Origin of the sequence: Cedecea sp. NFIX57 (genome assembly GCF_900177785.1) — a bacterium.
Classification (GTDB): Bacteria; Pseudomonadota; Gammaproteobacteria; order Enterobacterales; family Enterobacteriaceae; genus Cedecea; species Cedecea neteri_C.
Window position 1 is genome coordinate 164,603 of record NZ_FXAS01000005.1, and the last position, 16,528, is coordinate 181,130.

The 16,528-nt window shown below is 54.2% G+C and carries 15 protein-coding genes; 1 reads left to right on the top strand and 14 read right to left on the bottom strand.

What is annotated here, in order from left to right:
* Nucleotides 1-9 precede the first annotated feature (9 nt).
* From cpsB to B9Y90_RS05935, 14 genes are all read right to left on the bottom strand, one after another.
* Complete coding sequence (cpsB, locus tag B9Y90_RS05870; RefSeq protein ID WP_085540547.1) at nucleotides 10-1,452, bottom strand: mannose-1-phosphate guanyltransferase; 1,443 nt, start codon at nucleotides 1,450-1,452, stop codon at nucleotides 10-12.
* A 17-nt stretch (nucleotides 1,453-1,469) separates the two neighbouring features.
* Nucleotides 1,470-2,690 carry a colanic acid biosynthesis fucosyltransferase WcaI gene (gene wcaI / locus B9Y90_RS05875; RefSeq protein WP_085540548.1) on the bottom strand — a complete coding sequence of 407 codons (1,221 nt, stop codon included), beginning with the start codon at nucleotides 2,688-2,690 and terminating at the stop codon, nucleotides 1,470-1,472.
* Nucleotides 2,687-3,166, bottom strand: a complete 480-nt coding sequence (locus B9Y90_RS05880) for a GDP-mannose mannosyl hydrolase (RefSeq protein ID WP_085540549.1) — start codon at nucleotides 3,164-3,166, stop codon at nucleotides 2,687-2,689. Before B9Y90_RS05880 ends, wcaI begins: the two co-directional genes overlap by 4 nt.
* A gap of 2 nt (nucleotides 3,167-3,168) precedes the next feature.
* On the bottom strand, nucleotides 3,169-4,134 hold the full coding sequence (gene fcl, locus B9Y90_RS05885) for a GDP-L-fucose synthase (RefSeq protein ID WP_039295185.1): 966 nt from the start codon (nucleotides 4,132-4,134) through the stop codon (nucleotides 3,169-3,171).
* 2 nt (nucleotides 4,135-4,136) lie between these two features.
* On the bottom strand, nucleotides 4,137-5,258 hold the full coding sequence (gmd, locus tag B9Y90_RS05890; protein WP_008455078.1) for a GDP-mannose 4,6-dehydratase: 1,122 nt from the start codon (nucleotides 5,256-5,258) through the stop codon (nucleotides 4,137-4,139).
* Nucleotides 5,259-5,362: 104 nt separating this feature from the next.
* Complete coding sequence (gene wcaF / locus B9Y90_RS05895; protein ID WP_085540550.1) at nucleotides 5,363-5,902, bottom strand: colanic acid biosynthesis acetyltransferase WcaF; 540 nt, start codon at nucleotides 5,900-5,902, stop codon at nucleotides 5,363-5,365.
* Between the two features lie 17 nt (nucleotides 5,903-5,919).
* The gene (gene wcaE, locus B9Y90_RS05900; RefSeq protein ID WP_085540551.1) at nucleotides 5,920-6,672 is read right to left on the bottom strand and encodes a colanic acid biosynthesis glycosyltransferase WcaE; all 753 of its coding nucleotides are present in this window, start codon (nucleotides 6,670-6,672) and stop codon (nucleotides 5,920-5,922) included.
* Entirely contained in the window at nucleotides 6,672-7,904 is a 1,233-nt protein-coding gene (gene wcaD, locus B9Y90_RS05905) for a colanic acid polymerase WcaD (RefSeq protein WP_039295193.1), read from the bottom strand. The genes wcaE and wcaD overlap by 1 nt, the downstream gene beginning before the upstream one ends.
* Complete coding sequence (gene wcaC, locus B9Y90_RS05910; protein WP_085540552.1) at nucleotides 7,879-9,096, bottom strand: colanic acid biosynthesis glycosyltransferase WcaC; 1,218 nt, start codon at nucleotides 9,094-9,096, stop codon at nucleotides 7,879-7,881. Before wcaC ends, wcaD begins: the two co-directional genes overlap by 26 nt.
* Complete coding sequence (wcaB, locus tag B9Y90_RS05915) at nucleotides 9,093-9,578, bottom strand: colanic acid biosynthesis acetyltransferase WcaB (RefSeq protein WP_039295199.1); 486 nt, start codon at nucleotides 9,576-9,578, stop codon at nucleotides 9,093-9,095. The genes wcaC and wcaB overlap by 4 nt, the downstream gene beginning before the upstream one ends.
* A gap of 2 nt (nucleotides 9,579-9,580) precedes the next feature.
* The gene (gene wcaA, locus B9Y90_RS05920) at nucleotides 9,581-10,429 is read right to left on the bottom strand and encodes a colanic acid biosynthesis glycosyltransferase WcaA (protein ID WP_139827351.1); all 849 of its coding nucleotides are present in this window, start codon (nucleotides 10,427-10,429) and stop codon (nucleotides 9,581-9,583) included.
* Between the two features lie 10 nt (nucleotides 10,430-10,439).
* Nucleotides 10,440-12,608: a tyrosine-protein kinase Wzc gene (wzc, locus tag B9Y90_RS05925; RefSeq protein WP_085540553.1), complete on the bottom strand. Its 2,169-nt coding sequence runs from the start codon at nucleotides 12,606-12,608 to the stop codon at nucleotides 10,440-10,442.
* A 2-nt stretch (nucleotides 12,609-12,610) separates the two neighbouring features.
* On the bottom strand, nucleotides 12,611-13,054 hold the full coding sequence (wzb, locus tag B9Y90_RS05930) for a low molecular weight protein-tyrosine-phosphatase Wzb (protein ID WP_039295205.1): 444 nt from the start codon (nucleotides 13,052-13,054) through the stop codon (nucleotides 12,611-12,613).
* A 6-nt stretch (nucleotides 13,055-13,060) separates the two neighbouring features.
* Nucleotides 13,061-14,200: a polysaccharide export protein gene (locus tag B9Y90_RS05935; protein ID WP_039295207.1), complete on the bottom strand. Its 1,140-nt coding sequence runs from the start codon at nucleotides 14,198-14,200 to the stop codon at nucleotides 13,061-13,063.
* Between the two features lie 727 nt (nucleotides 14,201-14,927).
* Between B9Y90_RS05935 and B9Y90_RS05940 the strand changes: the two genes are divergently transcribed.
* Nucleotides 14,928-16,511, top strand: a complete 1,584-nt coding sequence (locus B9Y90_RS05940) for a TerC family protein (RefSeq protein WP_085540554.1) — start codon at nucleotides 14,928-14,930, stop codon at nucleotides 16,509-16,511.
* Nucleotides 16,512-16,528 lie beyond the last annotated feature (17 nt).

Genomic DNA, 16,528 nt, shown 5'->3' on the forward strand with positions numbered 1-16,528 from the left:
AGTCAGGGATTAAATACGTCCGTAGCGGTCCTGGAAGCGGACGATGTCGTCTTCTTCCAGATAGGTGCCGGAGCGAACCTCAATCAGGTCGAGGGGGATTTTGCCGGGGTTTTCCAGGCAGTGGGTCATGCCGAGCGGAATGTAGATAGACTCGTTTTCGCCCAACAGCTTAATCTCATCCCCCAGCGTGACTTTGGCGGTGCCCGCCACCACAATCCAGTGCTCGGCGCGGTGGTGGTGCATTTGCAGCGACAGGCCCTCGCCCGGCTTAACAGTGATGCGCTTCACCTGGTAACGCTCCCCGGCGTCGATGGAGTCATATTTCCCCCACGGGCGGTAAACTTCCCGGTGGTTATGGTGCTCGTGGCGGCCATCACCTTTAATGCGCTCTACCACTTTCTTCACGTTCTGCACGTGGTCACGATCGGCAATCAGCACCGCATCTTTGGTTTGCACCACCACCAGGTCTTTTACGCCCACGGTAGTCACCAGGCCGGATTCGGCATAGATGTAGCTGTTTTCGGTTTCGTGACTGATAACATCGCCGTGATGCACGTTCCCTTCCGGGCTTTTGGCGCTGATTTCCCACAGCGAAGACCAGGAGCCCACATCGCTCCAGCCCGCATCCATCGGTACCACCACCGCATCGGCGGTTTTTTCCATCACCGCATAGTCGATAGACTCATCCGGGCAGGCCAGGAACGCCTGCTCGTCGACGCGGACAAAATCCAGATCCGGATCAACGCCCGCCATGGCTTTTTCACAGGCAGCCAGAATGTCGGGGCGGAACTTCGCCAGCTCTTCCAGATAGCGGCCCGCGCGGAACAGGAACATGCCGCTGTTCCAGTAGTACTCGCCGCAGGCGACATAGGCCTGAGCGGTGGAAAGATCGGGTTTCTCAACGAACTGTGCGACGCTAAACGCCAGGGCATCGGCCCCGCTTTCCGGCGCGGACACGGCACCACGACGGATATAGCCATAGCCCGTTTCCGGCAGGTCAGGGACGATACCGAAGGTCACCAGCTTGCCTGCCTCGGCGTAAGGCATCGCGCAACGCACCGCCTCGCGGAAAGCTTCTTCATTTTGAATAACGTGATCGGCGGCGAGGATCAGCATCAGCGGATCCTGCTGCGGCTGGTTACGCAGCGCGGCCAGGGCGGCAAGCGCAATGGCTGGAGCTGTGTTGCGTCCGGCAGGTTCCAGCACGATATTTTCGGTCAGTTTGTTTAGCTGGCGCAGCTGCTCGGCGACGATGAAGCGGTGTTCCTCATTGCAAATCACCACCGGACTTTCGCACTCTACCCCGTTCAGGCGATTGATGGTGGTTTGCAGCATGGTCAGATCCCCTTTCAGGCAGAGGAACTGCTTGGGGTACAGCACGCGGGACAGCGGCCAAAGACGGCTCCCGTTCCCGCCCGCCATGATCACCGGATAGAGTTGTGACTGACTCATCATTTATCCCCGTCTTTTTATGAAGAAATAGCAGCAATAAATTGGCTTAACACGTTCTCTTTTTCGAGCGTGCGTTCGGCATATTCACGTGCCGTCGTGTTGTTTTGAGGCAATTGCAGACACTGCTCTATGCCCGCCGCCAGTGCATCGGCAGACTCCGGCATCACGCAAACCGCAATACCCGGATAGGCGTCGCAAAGCTGGCCCAGCTCTGTTTCAGGCTCGGCGGTAATCACCGCGTTTCCACCGACGGCCAGGATGTTGGTGAGTTTTGACGGCAGAACGGCGTCTGCGGCTCCCCGGCGCTGGATCACCAGGTGGCAATCGGCCAGGCCTAGCAGCGCGGGCAGCGCTTCGTAAGACTGAAGCGGATGAAACACCACGTTACTCAGCCCGTGAACGTGTACCAATTTTTCGAGCCTTTCTTTACCGCCGCCCTGGCCAACAATCACGAACAGGTACGGGCTCTCTGAGAACCGGCCCGCCACTTCAATCACCGTTTCCAGCCCCTGTTTTTCACCGATGTTGCCGGAGTAGAGAATGATTTTTTTATCTTCTGGCAGTTTGAGTGCCTGGCGCACAACCTGGATTTGCGCAGGGTCAACGTCACGGAAACGCGCCACTTCCGACCAGTTAGGGAAGAAAATCACCCGCTGTGGGTCGACGCCTTTCTCCGTCGCTTTATTCATCATCGAGCGCGAAATGGTGGAGACGTTATCGACGTTGTGCAGCCCGCTTTTTTCAAAACGCTGGGCCAGGCGAGCAATTTTACCCGGTGTCTTTCCGGCCATACCGAGGCCGAGCATCGCGTCCACCTCGTAGTCCTGAATGTGCAACAGCGTGCGCGCCCCGCTCAGTTTTGCCAGCAGGCGCATTCCCGGTACACAAAACAGCGTCGGCACCACGCCAATCACTCGATCTGGCTTCCAGCTACGCTGCGCCAGAAGCGGGAAAAATGAACTCAGCGCGAAGCTGCCTAAATGGATCAGGCGCTTCAGAGTCGAAGGCTGCTTCGGCACGTACAGCGGGCAGCGCCAGACGGTCGCTTTCCCCTGCTCTTTTTTATATTTCCACGCCGAGTAGTCCGGATGCACGCGCCAGACCGGATAATAAGGTGGCGCGGTGATCACCCGTACTTCATGGCCCCGGCTGGTCATCCACTCCACCATTTCACCGGTGTACTTACCGATGCCGGTCAGTTCCGGGGAATAGTTAATGCCGTAGACCAGAATTTTCATAAGCCCGGTACCTTCCCTTTGCCCTGGGTGATGAAGTAAGCGCGGCTGTTGTCGTGCACGTCTTCGCGCTTGAGCAGTGCTTCCGGCGTCAGCCAGCAGTAAGCCTTGTGCTGTTCAGCCGGCAGGTTCAGCTGTTTGTCGTCCACCCGCAGGCGGAAACCCAGCACCACGTAATGGGTCGAAAAATCCTTCCCGGAGAAGTTATCGCCGTAGAAATGCTGCCAGACGCCGTAAAACTCCCCGTCCAGCAGACTGAACGATTTGCCCAGTTCAGCCTCGGTGAGCCGAATAAAAGCATTCGCCAGCGTTTCGTTCTTCAGCACTCTTCCCCCCGGCACAAACCAAAAGCCCTTCGCAGGGCGATTGGTCCGCAAACCCAGCAGGAACTCGCCCGCCTGGTTTTCGACGATAAGGTCGATGGAGATCAGCGGCGTAGCGCTCACTACGGTGGCAAAATCTTCAGCGCTCAGAAACATGCTTACCCCCGGAACCGCTGCTGGTTTTCGAGGAACCACTGGTAAGTGCTGGCGAGGCCCGCCTCCAGGGAAATCTCGTGATACCAGCCGAGGCGATGCAAACGGGAAACATCCAGCAGTTTGCGCGGGGTACCGTCCGGTTTGGTGGCGTCGAACACCACACGCCCACGGTAGCCGGTAACTTTCGCCAGCGTCTGCGCCAGCTCACGAATGGTGCAGTCCACGCCGGTGCCGACGTTAATGTGCGACAGCATCGGGTCGGTATTCTCCTGCCACACTTCCTGAGCCAGCTCCATCACGTGAATGCTCGCCGCAGCCATGTCGTCCACGTGCAAGAACTCGCGCATCGGCGTGCCGCTGCCCCACACCACCACGTCCGGGGCATTCTCCTGGGTGGCTTCATGGAAGCGGCGCAGCAGGGCCGGAATGACGTGGGAGTTGCTCGGGTGGAAGTTGTCGTTCGGCCCGTACAGATTGGTCGGCATCACCGAGCGGTAATCCCGTCCGTACTGGCGGTTGTAGGATTCGCACAGCTTGATACCGGCAATCTTGGCAATCGCATACGGCTCGTTCGTGGCTTCAAGCGTGCCCTGCAGCAGCTCGCTTTCGGCCATCGGCTGTTTCGCCAGCTTCGGATAAATACAGGATGAGCCGAGGAACAACAGTTTGTTCACGCCGTGCGTGTGCGCGGCATGAATAATGTTGCTTTCGATCATCATGTTCTCGTAGATAAACTCTGCCGGGAACGTGTTATTGGCGACGATGCCGCCCACTTTAGCCGCTGCCAGGTAAACCTGGTCGATTTTCTCACTGGCGAAGAAGGCGTTAACTTCCCCGGCATCCAGCAGGTTCAGCTCATCGCGCCCGCGCAGCACCAGCTCAACGTCATCGCGCTGCCCAAGCTGGCGGACGATGGCCGAGCCGACCATCCCACGGTGACCGGCAACAAAGATACGTTTCTTATTCATGCTCAGGACTCCAGCGCGATGGCGACCTCGTAACCATGGGACTTCAGCAGAGAGTGTTTCTTCGCCGCTTCCAGGTCTTTGGCTACCATTTCACCGACCATCTCCTGCAGGGTGATTTCCGGCTTCCAGCCCAGCGTTTCGTGCGCTTTGGTTGGGTCGCCCAGCAGGGTTTCGACTTCCGCAGGGCGGAAGTAACGCGGATCAACGGAGACAATAACGTCGCCTGGTTTCACGCCCGGTGCGTCGTGGCCCGTGACGGAAACCACAATGCCCTTCTCTTCCACGCCCTGACCTTCAAAGCGCAGTTTGATGCCCAACTGAGCCGCAGCCATTTCCACGAACTGACGCACGGAGTACTGCACACCGGTGGCAATCACGAAGTCTTCCGGTTTTTCCTGCTGCAGCATCATCCACTGCATTTTCACGTAGTCTTTGGCGTGGCCCCAGTCGCGCAGGGAATCCATGTTGCCGAGGTACAGGCACTTTTCCAGGCCCTGAGCGATGTTGGCAATCGCGCGGGTAATTTTGCGGGTAACGAAGGTTTCGCCACGGCGTGGAGATTCGTGGTTGAACAGGATGCCGTTACAGGCATACATGCCGTAGGATTCGCGGTAGTTGACGGTGATCCAGTAGGCGTAAAGCTTGGCAACCGCATACGGGGAACGCGGGTAGAAAGGCGTAGTTTCTTTTTGCGGGATCTCCTGCACCAGGCCGTACAGCTCTGAAGTGGAGGCCTGGTAGAAGCGGGTTTTCTTTTCGAGGCCCAGGAAGCGAATGGCTTCCAGCAGGCGCAGGGTGCCCATCGCATCCACGTCCGCGGTGTATTCCGGCGACTCAAAAGACACCGCTACATGGCTCATCGCGCCCAGGTTGTAGACTTCGTCCGGTTGCACTTCGGACAGAATACGGGTCAGGTTGGAGGTGTCGGTCAGGTCGCCATAGTGCAGATGGAATTTAGGGTTGCCCGCGTGCGGATCCTGATAAATGTGGTCCACGCGCTCGGTGTTGAAAGAAGAGGCGCGGCGCTTGATACCGTGAACTTCATAGCCTTTTTCCAGCAGGAATTCCGCCAGGTAAGAGCCGTCTTGTCCGGTGACACCCGTAATGAGAGCTACTTTAGTCATGATAATTTATCCTCTGTGAACATTTTTATTGGCCCTTACCCCTCACTTCCTGTCTCTCCGCGAGGAGAGACAACCGTTAACAAACAAAGCGAGGGTGAAAAGAATTACGCGCGGTTGCGTACTTTTATTGCCGGGTTTCCCCGGCAAACGGCATTCGCCGGTAATGATTTATAAACGCTACTCCGGGCTCCCACGACGCAGCCATCGCCTATCGTGACGCCAGGGGAAACAAACACATCCGTCGCCAGCCAGCATTTTTCGCCGATAACAATCGGCGACTGGGTAATATCAAAATGCTTACTCATATAATCGTGACTGCCGGTGCACAAATAACACTTTTGCGACACCACGGAATTTGCGCCGATGCTGATTTCGCCGAGGGTATAAAGCACAGCATCATCGCCAACCCAGGCATAATCTCCGAGCGTTAACTTCCACGGATAAGTAATTTTTACCGAGGGGCGAATAACAACCTTTTTGCCTACTTTCGCCCCAAACATGCGTAATAAAAAGGCACGCCACGGATATAAAACCTGCGGAGACCAGGCAAATAACGTGGCCTGTACCGCCCACCACAATTGCACTTTAATGCCGCTCGCGCCGCGAAACCCCCTCGGTACACTGAAGCCGCTTAAATCCTGCATAATATTTCCCGTATGCTTTAGGTTTTGTTATAAAGCGCTTTGGCCTTGCCGGTTGTTTTTAACCGCAGTTGAAAAGAGAGTTCTGCAATGAATCCCGGCACGCGTAAGATTTTTCTCTGTACATTCCTGGCATCGCGGCACAACTCGACGTTATTAGAGGTAGAAACACCGCCCATTGAAAATTCAGACACCAGCCCTTTGATACGCTTAAAGGCATAACCGCTTTTGTACATTTTTGCCGCCAGCGCGTAATCGGATGAGACTTTATATTGCAGGTCGTAAGGATATTTACGCAGGCCGGAGAGCGGGAAAAAGATCGCCTGATGGCTTGCCGGCAGGCTGTGATAGATATACCAGCCGCGCTTGGCGCTGCGGCGAATTTTATTGCCGTCGCCAAAGTCCAGCAGCGCGTCGCCAATCACCATCGCATCGTCACGCCCGCCTAACGCTGCCAGCTGATAAATCACCTCGGCAATCTCAGGGTGGAAAGCATCGCCGGAGTTCAGAAAGAGTGCGTAGCGCCCCTGCGCCATGGCAATCCCTTTGTTCATCGCGTCGTAAATACCGTTGTCTTTCTCGCTGACAAAGCGCAGGTTGTACTGGTCCTGCAGGCCAGCAAGAAACTCAGCCGTGCCGTCCGGAGAGTTGCCATCCACCACAATCCATTCGAACTCAATATCTTTGGCCTGTGCCAGGTGTGCCAGTGATTGCCAGGTTTTGACTACCCCGTCATAGTTACGCCATGCGACTGTAATAATACTTAACAACATTATTGCGCACCTCCTGGCAGCGAATGATTAATTGCTTTACGCAAAATAAATGGGCAAACAATTAAAAATGCATATTCCGGGCTAAAAATAGAACCGGTAAAGAACAAAGATACAGGCATAAACAACCAAAGCTGAACACGATAATTCTCATTATTACCAAATGCATTACGCATCATTTTCATGACTCGCCACATATAGCCAGCGGTCATTAATACTGCAAACCATGAGAAATAAATAATCAGCAGATACAGTCCATTGTCCACAGTTTTCCCTACATCCGCACCGTTAAATATTCCGAATGATGCGACATATTCATAAAGAGAACCAAAACGTACTACACCATCAACGTTTGCCAGGGAATATCCAACCATCGCCAACGGACCAATAATACGGTAATACGATGACGAACCTTCTGTCCCCAAATCACCAACACGGGTAGCGATATAAGGGAAAGCAAATACCAAACCGATTAAAAAAACAGCCAGAGAAATAATTGCCAATGGCAACTTCTTTTTAATGGCGCTTTTATTCAGGTATTGGAACGCCCACTCCAGCAGATAGAACAGAATAAACGTCATTACCCCGGAGAAAGATCCTGACAGGATTATCCCTAAAAGAATCATAACATCAGTTTTCGGCGTTTTGATACCAAACTGTTTGATGCTGAGCCAAATTGAGATTAATGCCAGGGCGAAGAAAGCGGGTTCAAAATAGAGCGCCGTAGTACGGCGTCCACCAAAGCTAATAAAGTTGAGCACGTAACTGTTACTGTAGATGAGAAATTTCGAAATTTTCTCAATCAGACTGCTGCCGCCGGTCAGAATAATCTGAGCCATTTCCGCCGCCGCCAGCGCCACAATAATGCCCACCACGCCGTAGAAAAACCGCAATATCTTACGGTGATTGCGCTGAGAAATAGTTTTGAATCGGCAACTCCATGTCAGCCCCAATATCAGCACAATATAGACAAACAGCATCATCGAGGTGACGTACTTGGCCGGGTCGAGCGACTGGCCGAAGATGTAGTTAAACGCCGTCAGCCCCGCCCCCACGCCCAGCGCAATCATCAGCTTTTTAAGGTTGATGCGCTCGATATACAGAAACAAAATCGCCGGCAGGAAGGTCACGATGGTTATCGGGAAGCTCTCTCCCAGGGAGGCAAGCTTAATGTTCACCACCAGATAGATGAACGGCAGCAGCAGATAGCTACAGACCCTGATAGAACGAGACATACTCCTCCAGCATCTGTTTGCCACTGTAGGCCTGACGGCTAGCCGCGCGGAACGTCGCTAAATCAGTCGCGAAAACCTGCTCTGCTAGCTGCGCTTTTTTGAGCTGCACCAACGCCAGCACCTCATCAGACGTGAAAGTCTTTCCCCCAACCTTGCGCAAAACTTCATTGGCGGCCTCACTGCTCGTCGCCACAACCGGCACGCCGATAGACAGCGCCTCGCACAGGATCAGCGGATAGTTATCCACCCGGGAACTGAACACCAGGCTGTCCATCGTATTCAGCTCGCTCATCAGCGCTCGTTTGTCTGTCATATAGCCGTGGTTCAGCACGTTAGCGCCTTCAAACGGCGAGAACTTGCCGAAGGTATGCAGCTCGATTTTGTCGCCCAGCGCCATTATCGCCTGTACCAGTTTCTGGTTGGTTTTGCCGTCATAGCGCAGGTCGTGGGCCACAATAGCCACGCGAGGTTTCGCCGCTGCGACGCTGCTTTCGGGCAGCTCCGCCAGAATTGCCTCGGTGGCAACGTCGATACCGTTATTGATGATGCTGCAGCACCCTGCGCCATAGAGCTGATTAAAAGCGTCTGCGACATGCTGGCTGGGGGAAATAAACTTGCAGCCCAGCGCCAGCATCTCGCGAAACAGCTGGCGCTTGCCCGCTACCTGCTGGTGCGCCTTATCCACTTTGACCGGCGGATAGTTGTTCAGCGTCGGGCATTTAACACAGCCGGTTTTCCAGCCTTCACAGCCGTCCAGAAAAGCGCAGCGCCCGGTGATGCTCCAGTGATCGTGCAGCGTCCAGACGAAGGTGACATCCGACTTGTGGGCCTTCACCCGCTGGCAAAACGACACCATTTCGTCCAGGTTCAGCCAGTAGCTGTGCACCACATGAAAATGCAGCACAATCGGCTGCGGGCTGCGGGTGACCCGGCGGTAAAGTTTGTTCAGGTTGCCGAAGGGATCGCGATTCAGGAAACGAAACAGCGCAATATTGGCGACGGACACCAGGCGAGGCGTGTGCTTTTCAACGTCGGGATAAATGTCATGGCTGGCGCTTTTCTTGCCGCCTTTGCCATAACCGTAGATAAAACGTGAAGACAGCCCGGCCTGGCGTGCTCGCTGGTGCAGATCGAGCGCCACGCCGGCTGCGCCGCCTTCAGCCAGGCGCACATTAAACTGCATGATGTTCATTGGATCACCTTCACCCGAGCTTTTTCCCCTACCACCAGCGCGTTGTCCGGCACGCTGTCCAGCACCACACTGCCCGCCCCTACAGACACGTTATTGCCGAGAGTGATATCGCCCACTATGATCACGTTGGCCCCCAGCTCAACGCCGTTGCCTATCACCGGGCAGGCAAGACTGTTCCCCCGGTTACCAATGGTGACGCCGTGGCGGATGGTAAAATCATCCCCGGCGACGACAAACTTATTGATAACCACCGCGTAGCCGTGATGAATCGTGAACCGGCGGCCAATGGTTGCCCCAGCCTGAATTTCATAGCCAAACAAGCATTCGGTAATGAATCGGTAGGCCAGCAGTACAGGCGCGGCCCAGAGGTTGTTGATGACGCTTTTCTTGCGCCACACCGAGCAAAAGTGAGCCACACGGTAGGCCAGCACCATGCAGCACGGGCGCAGGCTCCAGCTATTGGCACGAATATCCTCCAGCATGCTTATCTCCCCCGCAGACTATCGGCCAGGCGCTTGCCGTTGCGCACCGTCAGCAGAGCTAACAGCGTGCGCCATGACATGCGCTTATTGCGGATCTGATACAGCGTATACAGCTGATATTTCTTGCTGGCCCGGTCGAACTTGTCCTTGTGCTTGCGGTAAAAGTGGAAATAACCGGCAAACTTCTTCGGGGATTTGGTTATCTGCATTTCGCCATGATTAACGTGCAGAATTTGAGTAGCCTCTTCCACCTTCCACGGCTGGCCGAACGCCACCACCATGCGCAGGAAGATGTCGTAATCCTGCGCCGCCTTCAGTTCGGTATCAAACAGGCTGCTTTTAAAACGCTCGGCGTAGGTAAAAACCTGATTGCCGATGATGTTGCGCTTGTAGAACAGCTTCAGGGAATAGGGCGACTTCGGGTACAGCGGCAGGCTGGTCGGCTGCGAGTAGACCTGCCCTTCACACAGATAGTCGTTGGCGTATAAAAATGCGTGGGTGACCAGCTGATGTTGGTGGGACAGAAATACCGACAGACGGTTCGGCGTCCATTCATCATCATCATCAATGCCGGTAATAAACCGCCCCTGCGCCAGTTGAATCGCCTGGTTGCGTACCGCGCAAGCGCCGCTGTTCACGTCGTTGTGAATGTAACGCACCCGGGGATCGCCAAGATCTGCAACAAACTGCTGTAGCTGCTGGAAGCTGGCGGAGCAGTCATCGACGATAATCATTTCCCAGTGATCATAATCCTGACGCAGCACCGAATTGATGGCGCGAATAGCCAGCTGCTGGCGGTTCCACGTCGGCATATATATAGAGATAAGCGGGCGAGTTGCGCTGCTGTTCATGGCCATCACCTTATTTAGCATCCGACTTATATTCATATTCGTAATACCCGTAATCCTGGTAGCCCGTGGCCCGGCGGAAAATCGAGTTAAGGATCACGCCGCGCACGGCAATGCCGTTCTGCTCAAAGCGGCTCAGGCTGGTTTCCACTTCTTTCAGCGTGTTCACCGCGTAGCGCGCCACCATCAGCGTGGTGCCCGCATGGCGCCCCACAATTGCCGCGTCGGTGACGGCCAGAATCGGCGGCGTATCAATCAGCACCAGGTCATAATTTTCACTGGCCCACTTCACCAGTTGAGAGAAGCGCTCGTTCATCAGCAGTTCGGACGGGTTAGCCGGGACCTGCCCGCGAGGGATAAGGTCAAAGTTCGGCACGGACGTTTTCTGCGCGCAGCGGGTAATATCCCCCTGCCCTGACAGCACATCGGACAGCCCGTTCACGTTGGTGGTCCCCAGCAGTTCGTGGGTATAGCCTTTGCGCATGTCGCAGTCCATCAGCAGCACGCGTTTGTTAGTCTGGCTAATCACCGCCGCGAGGTTGGCGCACACAAAGGTTTTACCGATAGACGGACTAACGCCGGTGAGCATCAGGACATTGTTGGAGGCCTGCATCATGGCGAAGTGCAGGCTGGTGCGCAGGCTACGAATCGCTTCAATGGCCAGGTCAGTCGGATTACCCACCGCCAGCAATTGGCTCTGTTTGAAGCGCTTAGTGCCTTTGACGTTGCGCAGGTTGGCCTGATCGCGGGTTTTCTGCCATTCCGAGAGCGGGATGCTTGCATAGACGCTGAGCCCCGCTTCTTCCAGCACGGCCGGGCTTTCAATGCCGCCGTTAAACAGCGAGCGCAGCAGTACACCAATCACGGACACAATCAGACCCAGAATGATGCTGCCCAGCACCACCAGCACGCGCTGTGGTTTAACAATGCCCGGCTGCGTAATCGCCGGGTCGACGATGCGCACGTCACCCACCGTACTGGCTTCGGTGATTTTCAGCTCTTGCTGTTTATTCAGCAGCTGCATGTAAACCTGTTGCCCGGACTCCACATCGCGCGTCAGGCGCACGATTTCCTGCTGGGTCTTAGGCATCGCCGCGATGCTGTTGGTCAGGCGAGCTTTCTGATCTTCCAGCGTTCTACGCTGCTCCAGCAACGTGCGGTAGGACGGGTGAGCTTTGGTGTACAGCTTGGAGATCTCAGCCTCTTTGAAGGTCAGCTGATTCAGCTGAGCGTCAATATTGACCACGGAATCCAGCAGCGATTTCGCCTCCAGGGAAAGATCCACCGAATCCTGACGCTGGCGATAAGCATTCAGCTTGTTCTCTGCGGCATCCAGATTGCGGCGCACTTCAGGCAACTGCTCGGCCAGGAACTTCAGGCTTTTGGCGGCCTCTTCAGATTTGCGCTGCACGTTCTGCGCCAGATAGTTGCGGGTAATGCTGTCGAGAATGGTGCGGATCTGATCTTTATCTTCTCCGGTGTAGGAGAGGCTGAGCACGCCGGTATCTTTGCCGTTTTCGGTCACCGTCAGGTTGCCGAGCAGCTGGTTGATCATCCCTAGCGTGGAATACTTCACCACCGTGAAATTGTCACCAGGCTGCGCCTGGATGCCATCCACCTGCATCGTGACGCCCGATTTACTCAGCAGCTTGCCCACTTCACCTTTGGCGCTAAAACCATTGTCACTGGTCAGCTGGTACTGTTTATCGTTCAGCACTTCAACGGTAAAGGTGTCTTTGTTCATCGCTGCGGGGAGCGTGAAGGTGGTGACATTCACCGTGTCGTTCTGATGCCCCTGCAACCGATCCCAGCCCGCACCGAACAGCCAGAAGGTGTTCTTGGTCACAGAGATATCCAGATTCAGGTCATCAACGGTTTTCCCCAGCACCATGCGGGACTGGATCAGCTGAATTTCTGCGGCAGAAGCCGGTGGCTTATTGCTGAGCGCAGAGCTGATGTCATTCACCAGCGTGTTACCGGCATTTTGCTCGATTTGCACCAGCGCATCGGCCTTGTACACCGGCGTGGCAAACAGGGCATAAACCGCGGCCAACACGGCAAACAGCCCGGTAATGCCGATAACCCACCAGCGAGCCTCCAGCACGGTACCAAACAAACGGCCAATATCAATTTCGTCATTGCCCTCGGTCGGGGCGCTCGAACGGCGTACTTTCTCTGTCATTGTTATCCCTGATGAGCGTTGAGTGCGTTAGCCCACTTTTGGGCAGAAAGGTCGAGCATGCTGTAGACCGCTTCAAAGGCGTCACGGCTTTTACGATAGGGATCGGGGATTTCTTTCTCTGCATCCCAGTGGCCAAACAGCATCACTTTGCCGCGCATTTCGGGTGCCATTTCGCACAGCGTGGTGATGTGGCGTTTTTCCATCGCCAGAATCAGGTCGTGCTCCCGGCACAGGCGGCCGGAAACCTGGCGGGCTAAATGTCCCTCAAGAGAAAGATTGTGCCGCCCGGCGACCTCAACAGCACCGGCATCTGCACTCTTCCCGACCAGCGCCCCCAGCCCTGCAGAGCTGACGCTAAGCTCCGGATGGTAGCGTTTGAGCAGCCGTTCAGCCGTGGGGGAACGGCAGATGTTCCCCACGCAAACCACAAGTATTTTGTTGAACATAGCGCGTTACCAGGTGTGGATATCTTTGGCGGTATCGGTCATGTAACGAACGCCGCTGATGGTTGGCAGGAGCTGGTTGATCAGGCGATTCCAGCGGGAAACCGGGGCGGTGGTGACGTACACCACGTCATACGGCTGGAGCTGGAACTCAGTGCCCATCACCAGCGAAGTCGCATCGGACATATCGAGCTGATAAATGTTGGCGATCTTGCCGTTTTGCTGTGTCTGCCCTTTGAGCGGACGAATCACGAAGATGCCGCTGGCGTTTGAAGAGGTGAGATCGATACCTTCAGCCTGGCCAAGCGCTTCGGTGAGCGTCATGCCGCTGAAGTCCATTTTGAGGGTGGTTTGCTTCTTCACTTCCCCCATCACGAACACTTTCAGATCGTCATTACGCGGCACGAACAAAATGTCGCCGGGGTAGAGCAAATGGTTTTGGCTTAGGTCGCCGTTTTGCATCAGCGCCTGCAGAGAAATACGTTTTTCCTGCCCGTTGTGGGTCAGAACGACGTTACGCCAGTCGGCCACTTCGGTTAAACCACCTGCGGCATTGATCGCGTCGAGGATAGTCAGCGGCACGTTAGTGATGGGCTGCTGGCCGGATTTATTGACCTGCCCGGAGATATAGGCCTTTTGCGAGCGGAAGGCAGCGATATTAACGTCCACCTGCGGCTGGGCAATGTACTGCGCAAGACGGCTGGTAATATCGCTGCGAATTTCTGCGAGCGTTTTGCCGGTCACGCTGATTTTACCCACATACGGGTAGAACATAGTGCCGTCCGGCTGTACCCAGTTCCCGGTGTCGCTTGAGCTACGATACTGCCCCGCTGGCGTGGTCAACTCAGGGTGATCCCAAACCGTGACGTTTAATACATCTCCCGGCCCGACGCGGTACTGGTAATTGGCGATATCTTTATCCAGCCCGGCATTCGGTTGAGCAACCACCGGGCGAGGCCTCAGTTGCTCCACCAGTCGCGGCGTTAAAGGATAAACATTGACCATTCGGTCAAGGTCAAAATCAGCATCCTGTTGTTTGATGACGTCTTTTCCTGAAGCAGACATATTGCTGCCGGGAAATACCGTGCAACCGCTCATCAGGGTGACTGACACCAATAAAGGCATCAACTTAAGTTTGTATTTTATCATTGAATATTTATCACTATGGCTGAGTAATTATCCTGAGCGAATAAAACAGGCAAGCAATTAGCCGTGAGGATGAAGTACAGAATTGAACATATTCAGAAAGTGAGATAACTGGCATTATTCCTAAAATAAGCTTATTTCCCGACATTCTGATGACTCCATGACTTGCTGTTATCTGGCCGCATCCGGGCACGCTACCGCCCCTGGCTCACAGTCACCAACCTACTGAAAACGGTAAATAACCCTAATAATCTAAGGTATTCAAATATCCAGTAAGATATTGAAATCAGAGAATCAGGTTTTATGAAAATGCTGGGGCGAACTATTAACCAATGTATAAAAAAACATTCATTGCTAATGATCGATAAAGATTGTTGCAGCTTAAAACTCAGCAAGCAAGGAGACAAAAGGCCGCAACGGGACTTTTAAGAATAATATGAACCACGCAACAATAACGTTTTAGGATTTTCTTTATATTGACAGCGGTAATATCAGGATAATTACTCGTATAATATGCAGAACTATCTCATAGAGCTTAATGGCAATATAAAATAGACAATCGAAATACTTCTTTTAATATTGTCCATAATGACTTACCGGATATTCATTTAATGATGATAATTCTATAAGTCATTACGGATTAATCTCAGGCAAACATTGCTTTTTGTCCGACAATTATCCATCATTTCCGTGTGGCATTTGCCCGTAAGTTAAAGGCTATAAACCCCGTATGGAATGGATTGCCGACCCCTCAATCTGGGCCGGGTTAGTTACCCTGGTCGTTCTCGAATTGGTTTTGGGCATTGATAACCTTGTTTTTATTGCCATCCTCGCCGAAAAGCTGCCTCCTAAACTGCGTGACCGCGCCCGCGTCACGGGCTTGCTGCTGGCGATGGTTATGCGCCTGCTGCTGCTGGCCTCCATTTCGTGGCTGGTGACGCTGACCCGACCGCTTTTCACTATTCATGACCTTAGCTTTAGCGCTCGGGATCTGATCATGCTGTTGGGCGGCATGTTCCTGCTGTTCAAGGCCACGATGGAGCTGAATGAGCGACTCGAGGGCAAAGACAGCGAGCACCACACGCAAAAACGAGGCGCCAAATTCTGGCCCGTTGTCGCTCAAATCGTCATTCTTGATGCCGTATTTTCTCTCGATTCCGTTGTTACCGCCGTCGGCATGGTCGACCACCTTGCGGTCATGATGGTCGCGGTTATCATCGCCATCGGACTGATGGTGCTGGCCAGCAAGTCCTTAACGCGATTTGTAAACAGCCATCCGACCATCGTGATTTTGTGCCTGAGCTTCCTGCTGATGATCGGTTTTAGCCTGGTGGCCGACGGCTTTGGCTATCAAATCCCGAAAGGCTACCTCTACGCCGCCATTGGCTTCTCGGTGATGATTGAATCACTCAATCAATTGGCTATTTTTAACCGTCGGCGTTTTCTTTCGGCAAATCAGTCGCTGCGGGAGCGCACTGCCGAAGCCGTGCTGCGGCTGTTAAATGGCAAGAAAGAAGACGCGGAGCTGGATGCCAAAACAGCATCACTCATTGCCGACAGCGGCATCAGCAGCGATGTTTTTAATCCGCAGGAAACGCGGATGATCGAGCGCGTGCTGCACCTGAATCAGCGCAGCGTCAGCAGTATTATGACTTCCCGCCACGACGTCGAACACCTGGACATTACCGCCCCGGAAGCGGAGGTTCGCGAGCTGCTGGATAAAAATCAGCACACGCGCATTGTGGTCACGGACAATGACGATGACATCCTCGGCGTGGTGCACGTTATCGATTTATTGCAGCAGTCGCTGCACGGCGAAGCACTGAATATTGCGCCATTGATTCGCCAGCCGCTGGTTTTCCCGGAAACATTACCGCTGCTGCAGGCGTTAGAACAGTTCCGCAACGCCCGGACCCACTTTGCTTTTGTTGTGGATGAATTTGGCTCGGTGGAAGGCATTGTGACGCTGAGCGACGTGATGGAAACTATCGCCGGTAATCTGCCGAACGAAGTGGAAGAGATAGATGCCCGCCACGATATCCAGAAAAATCAGGATGGCAGCTGGACGGCGAACGGCCACATGCCGCTGGACGACCTGGTGCAGTACGTCGCCCTTCCTCTGGATGAGAAGCGCGAATACCACACCATTGCCGGGTTGCTGATGGAGCATTTGCAGCATATTCCAGCCGAAGGCGAGAGCGTTGAAGTGGGGAATTATTTGCTCAAAACGCTGGAGGTAGTGAATCACAGGGTGAATAAAGTACAAATTATCCCGCGCGAACAAGAGGATAATTTGCTGGATTATGAAGTATAAAAAAACCGGCTTTCGCC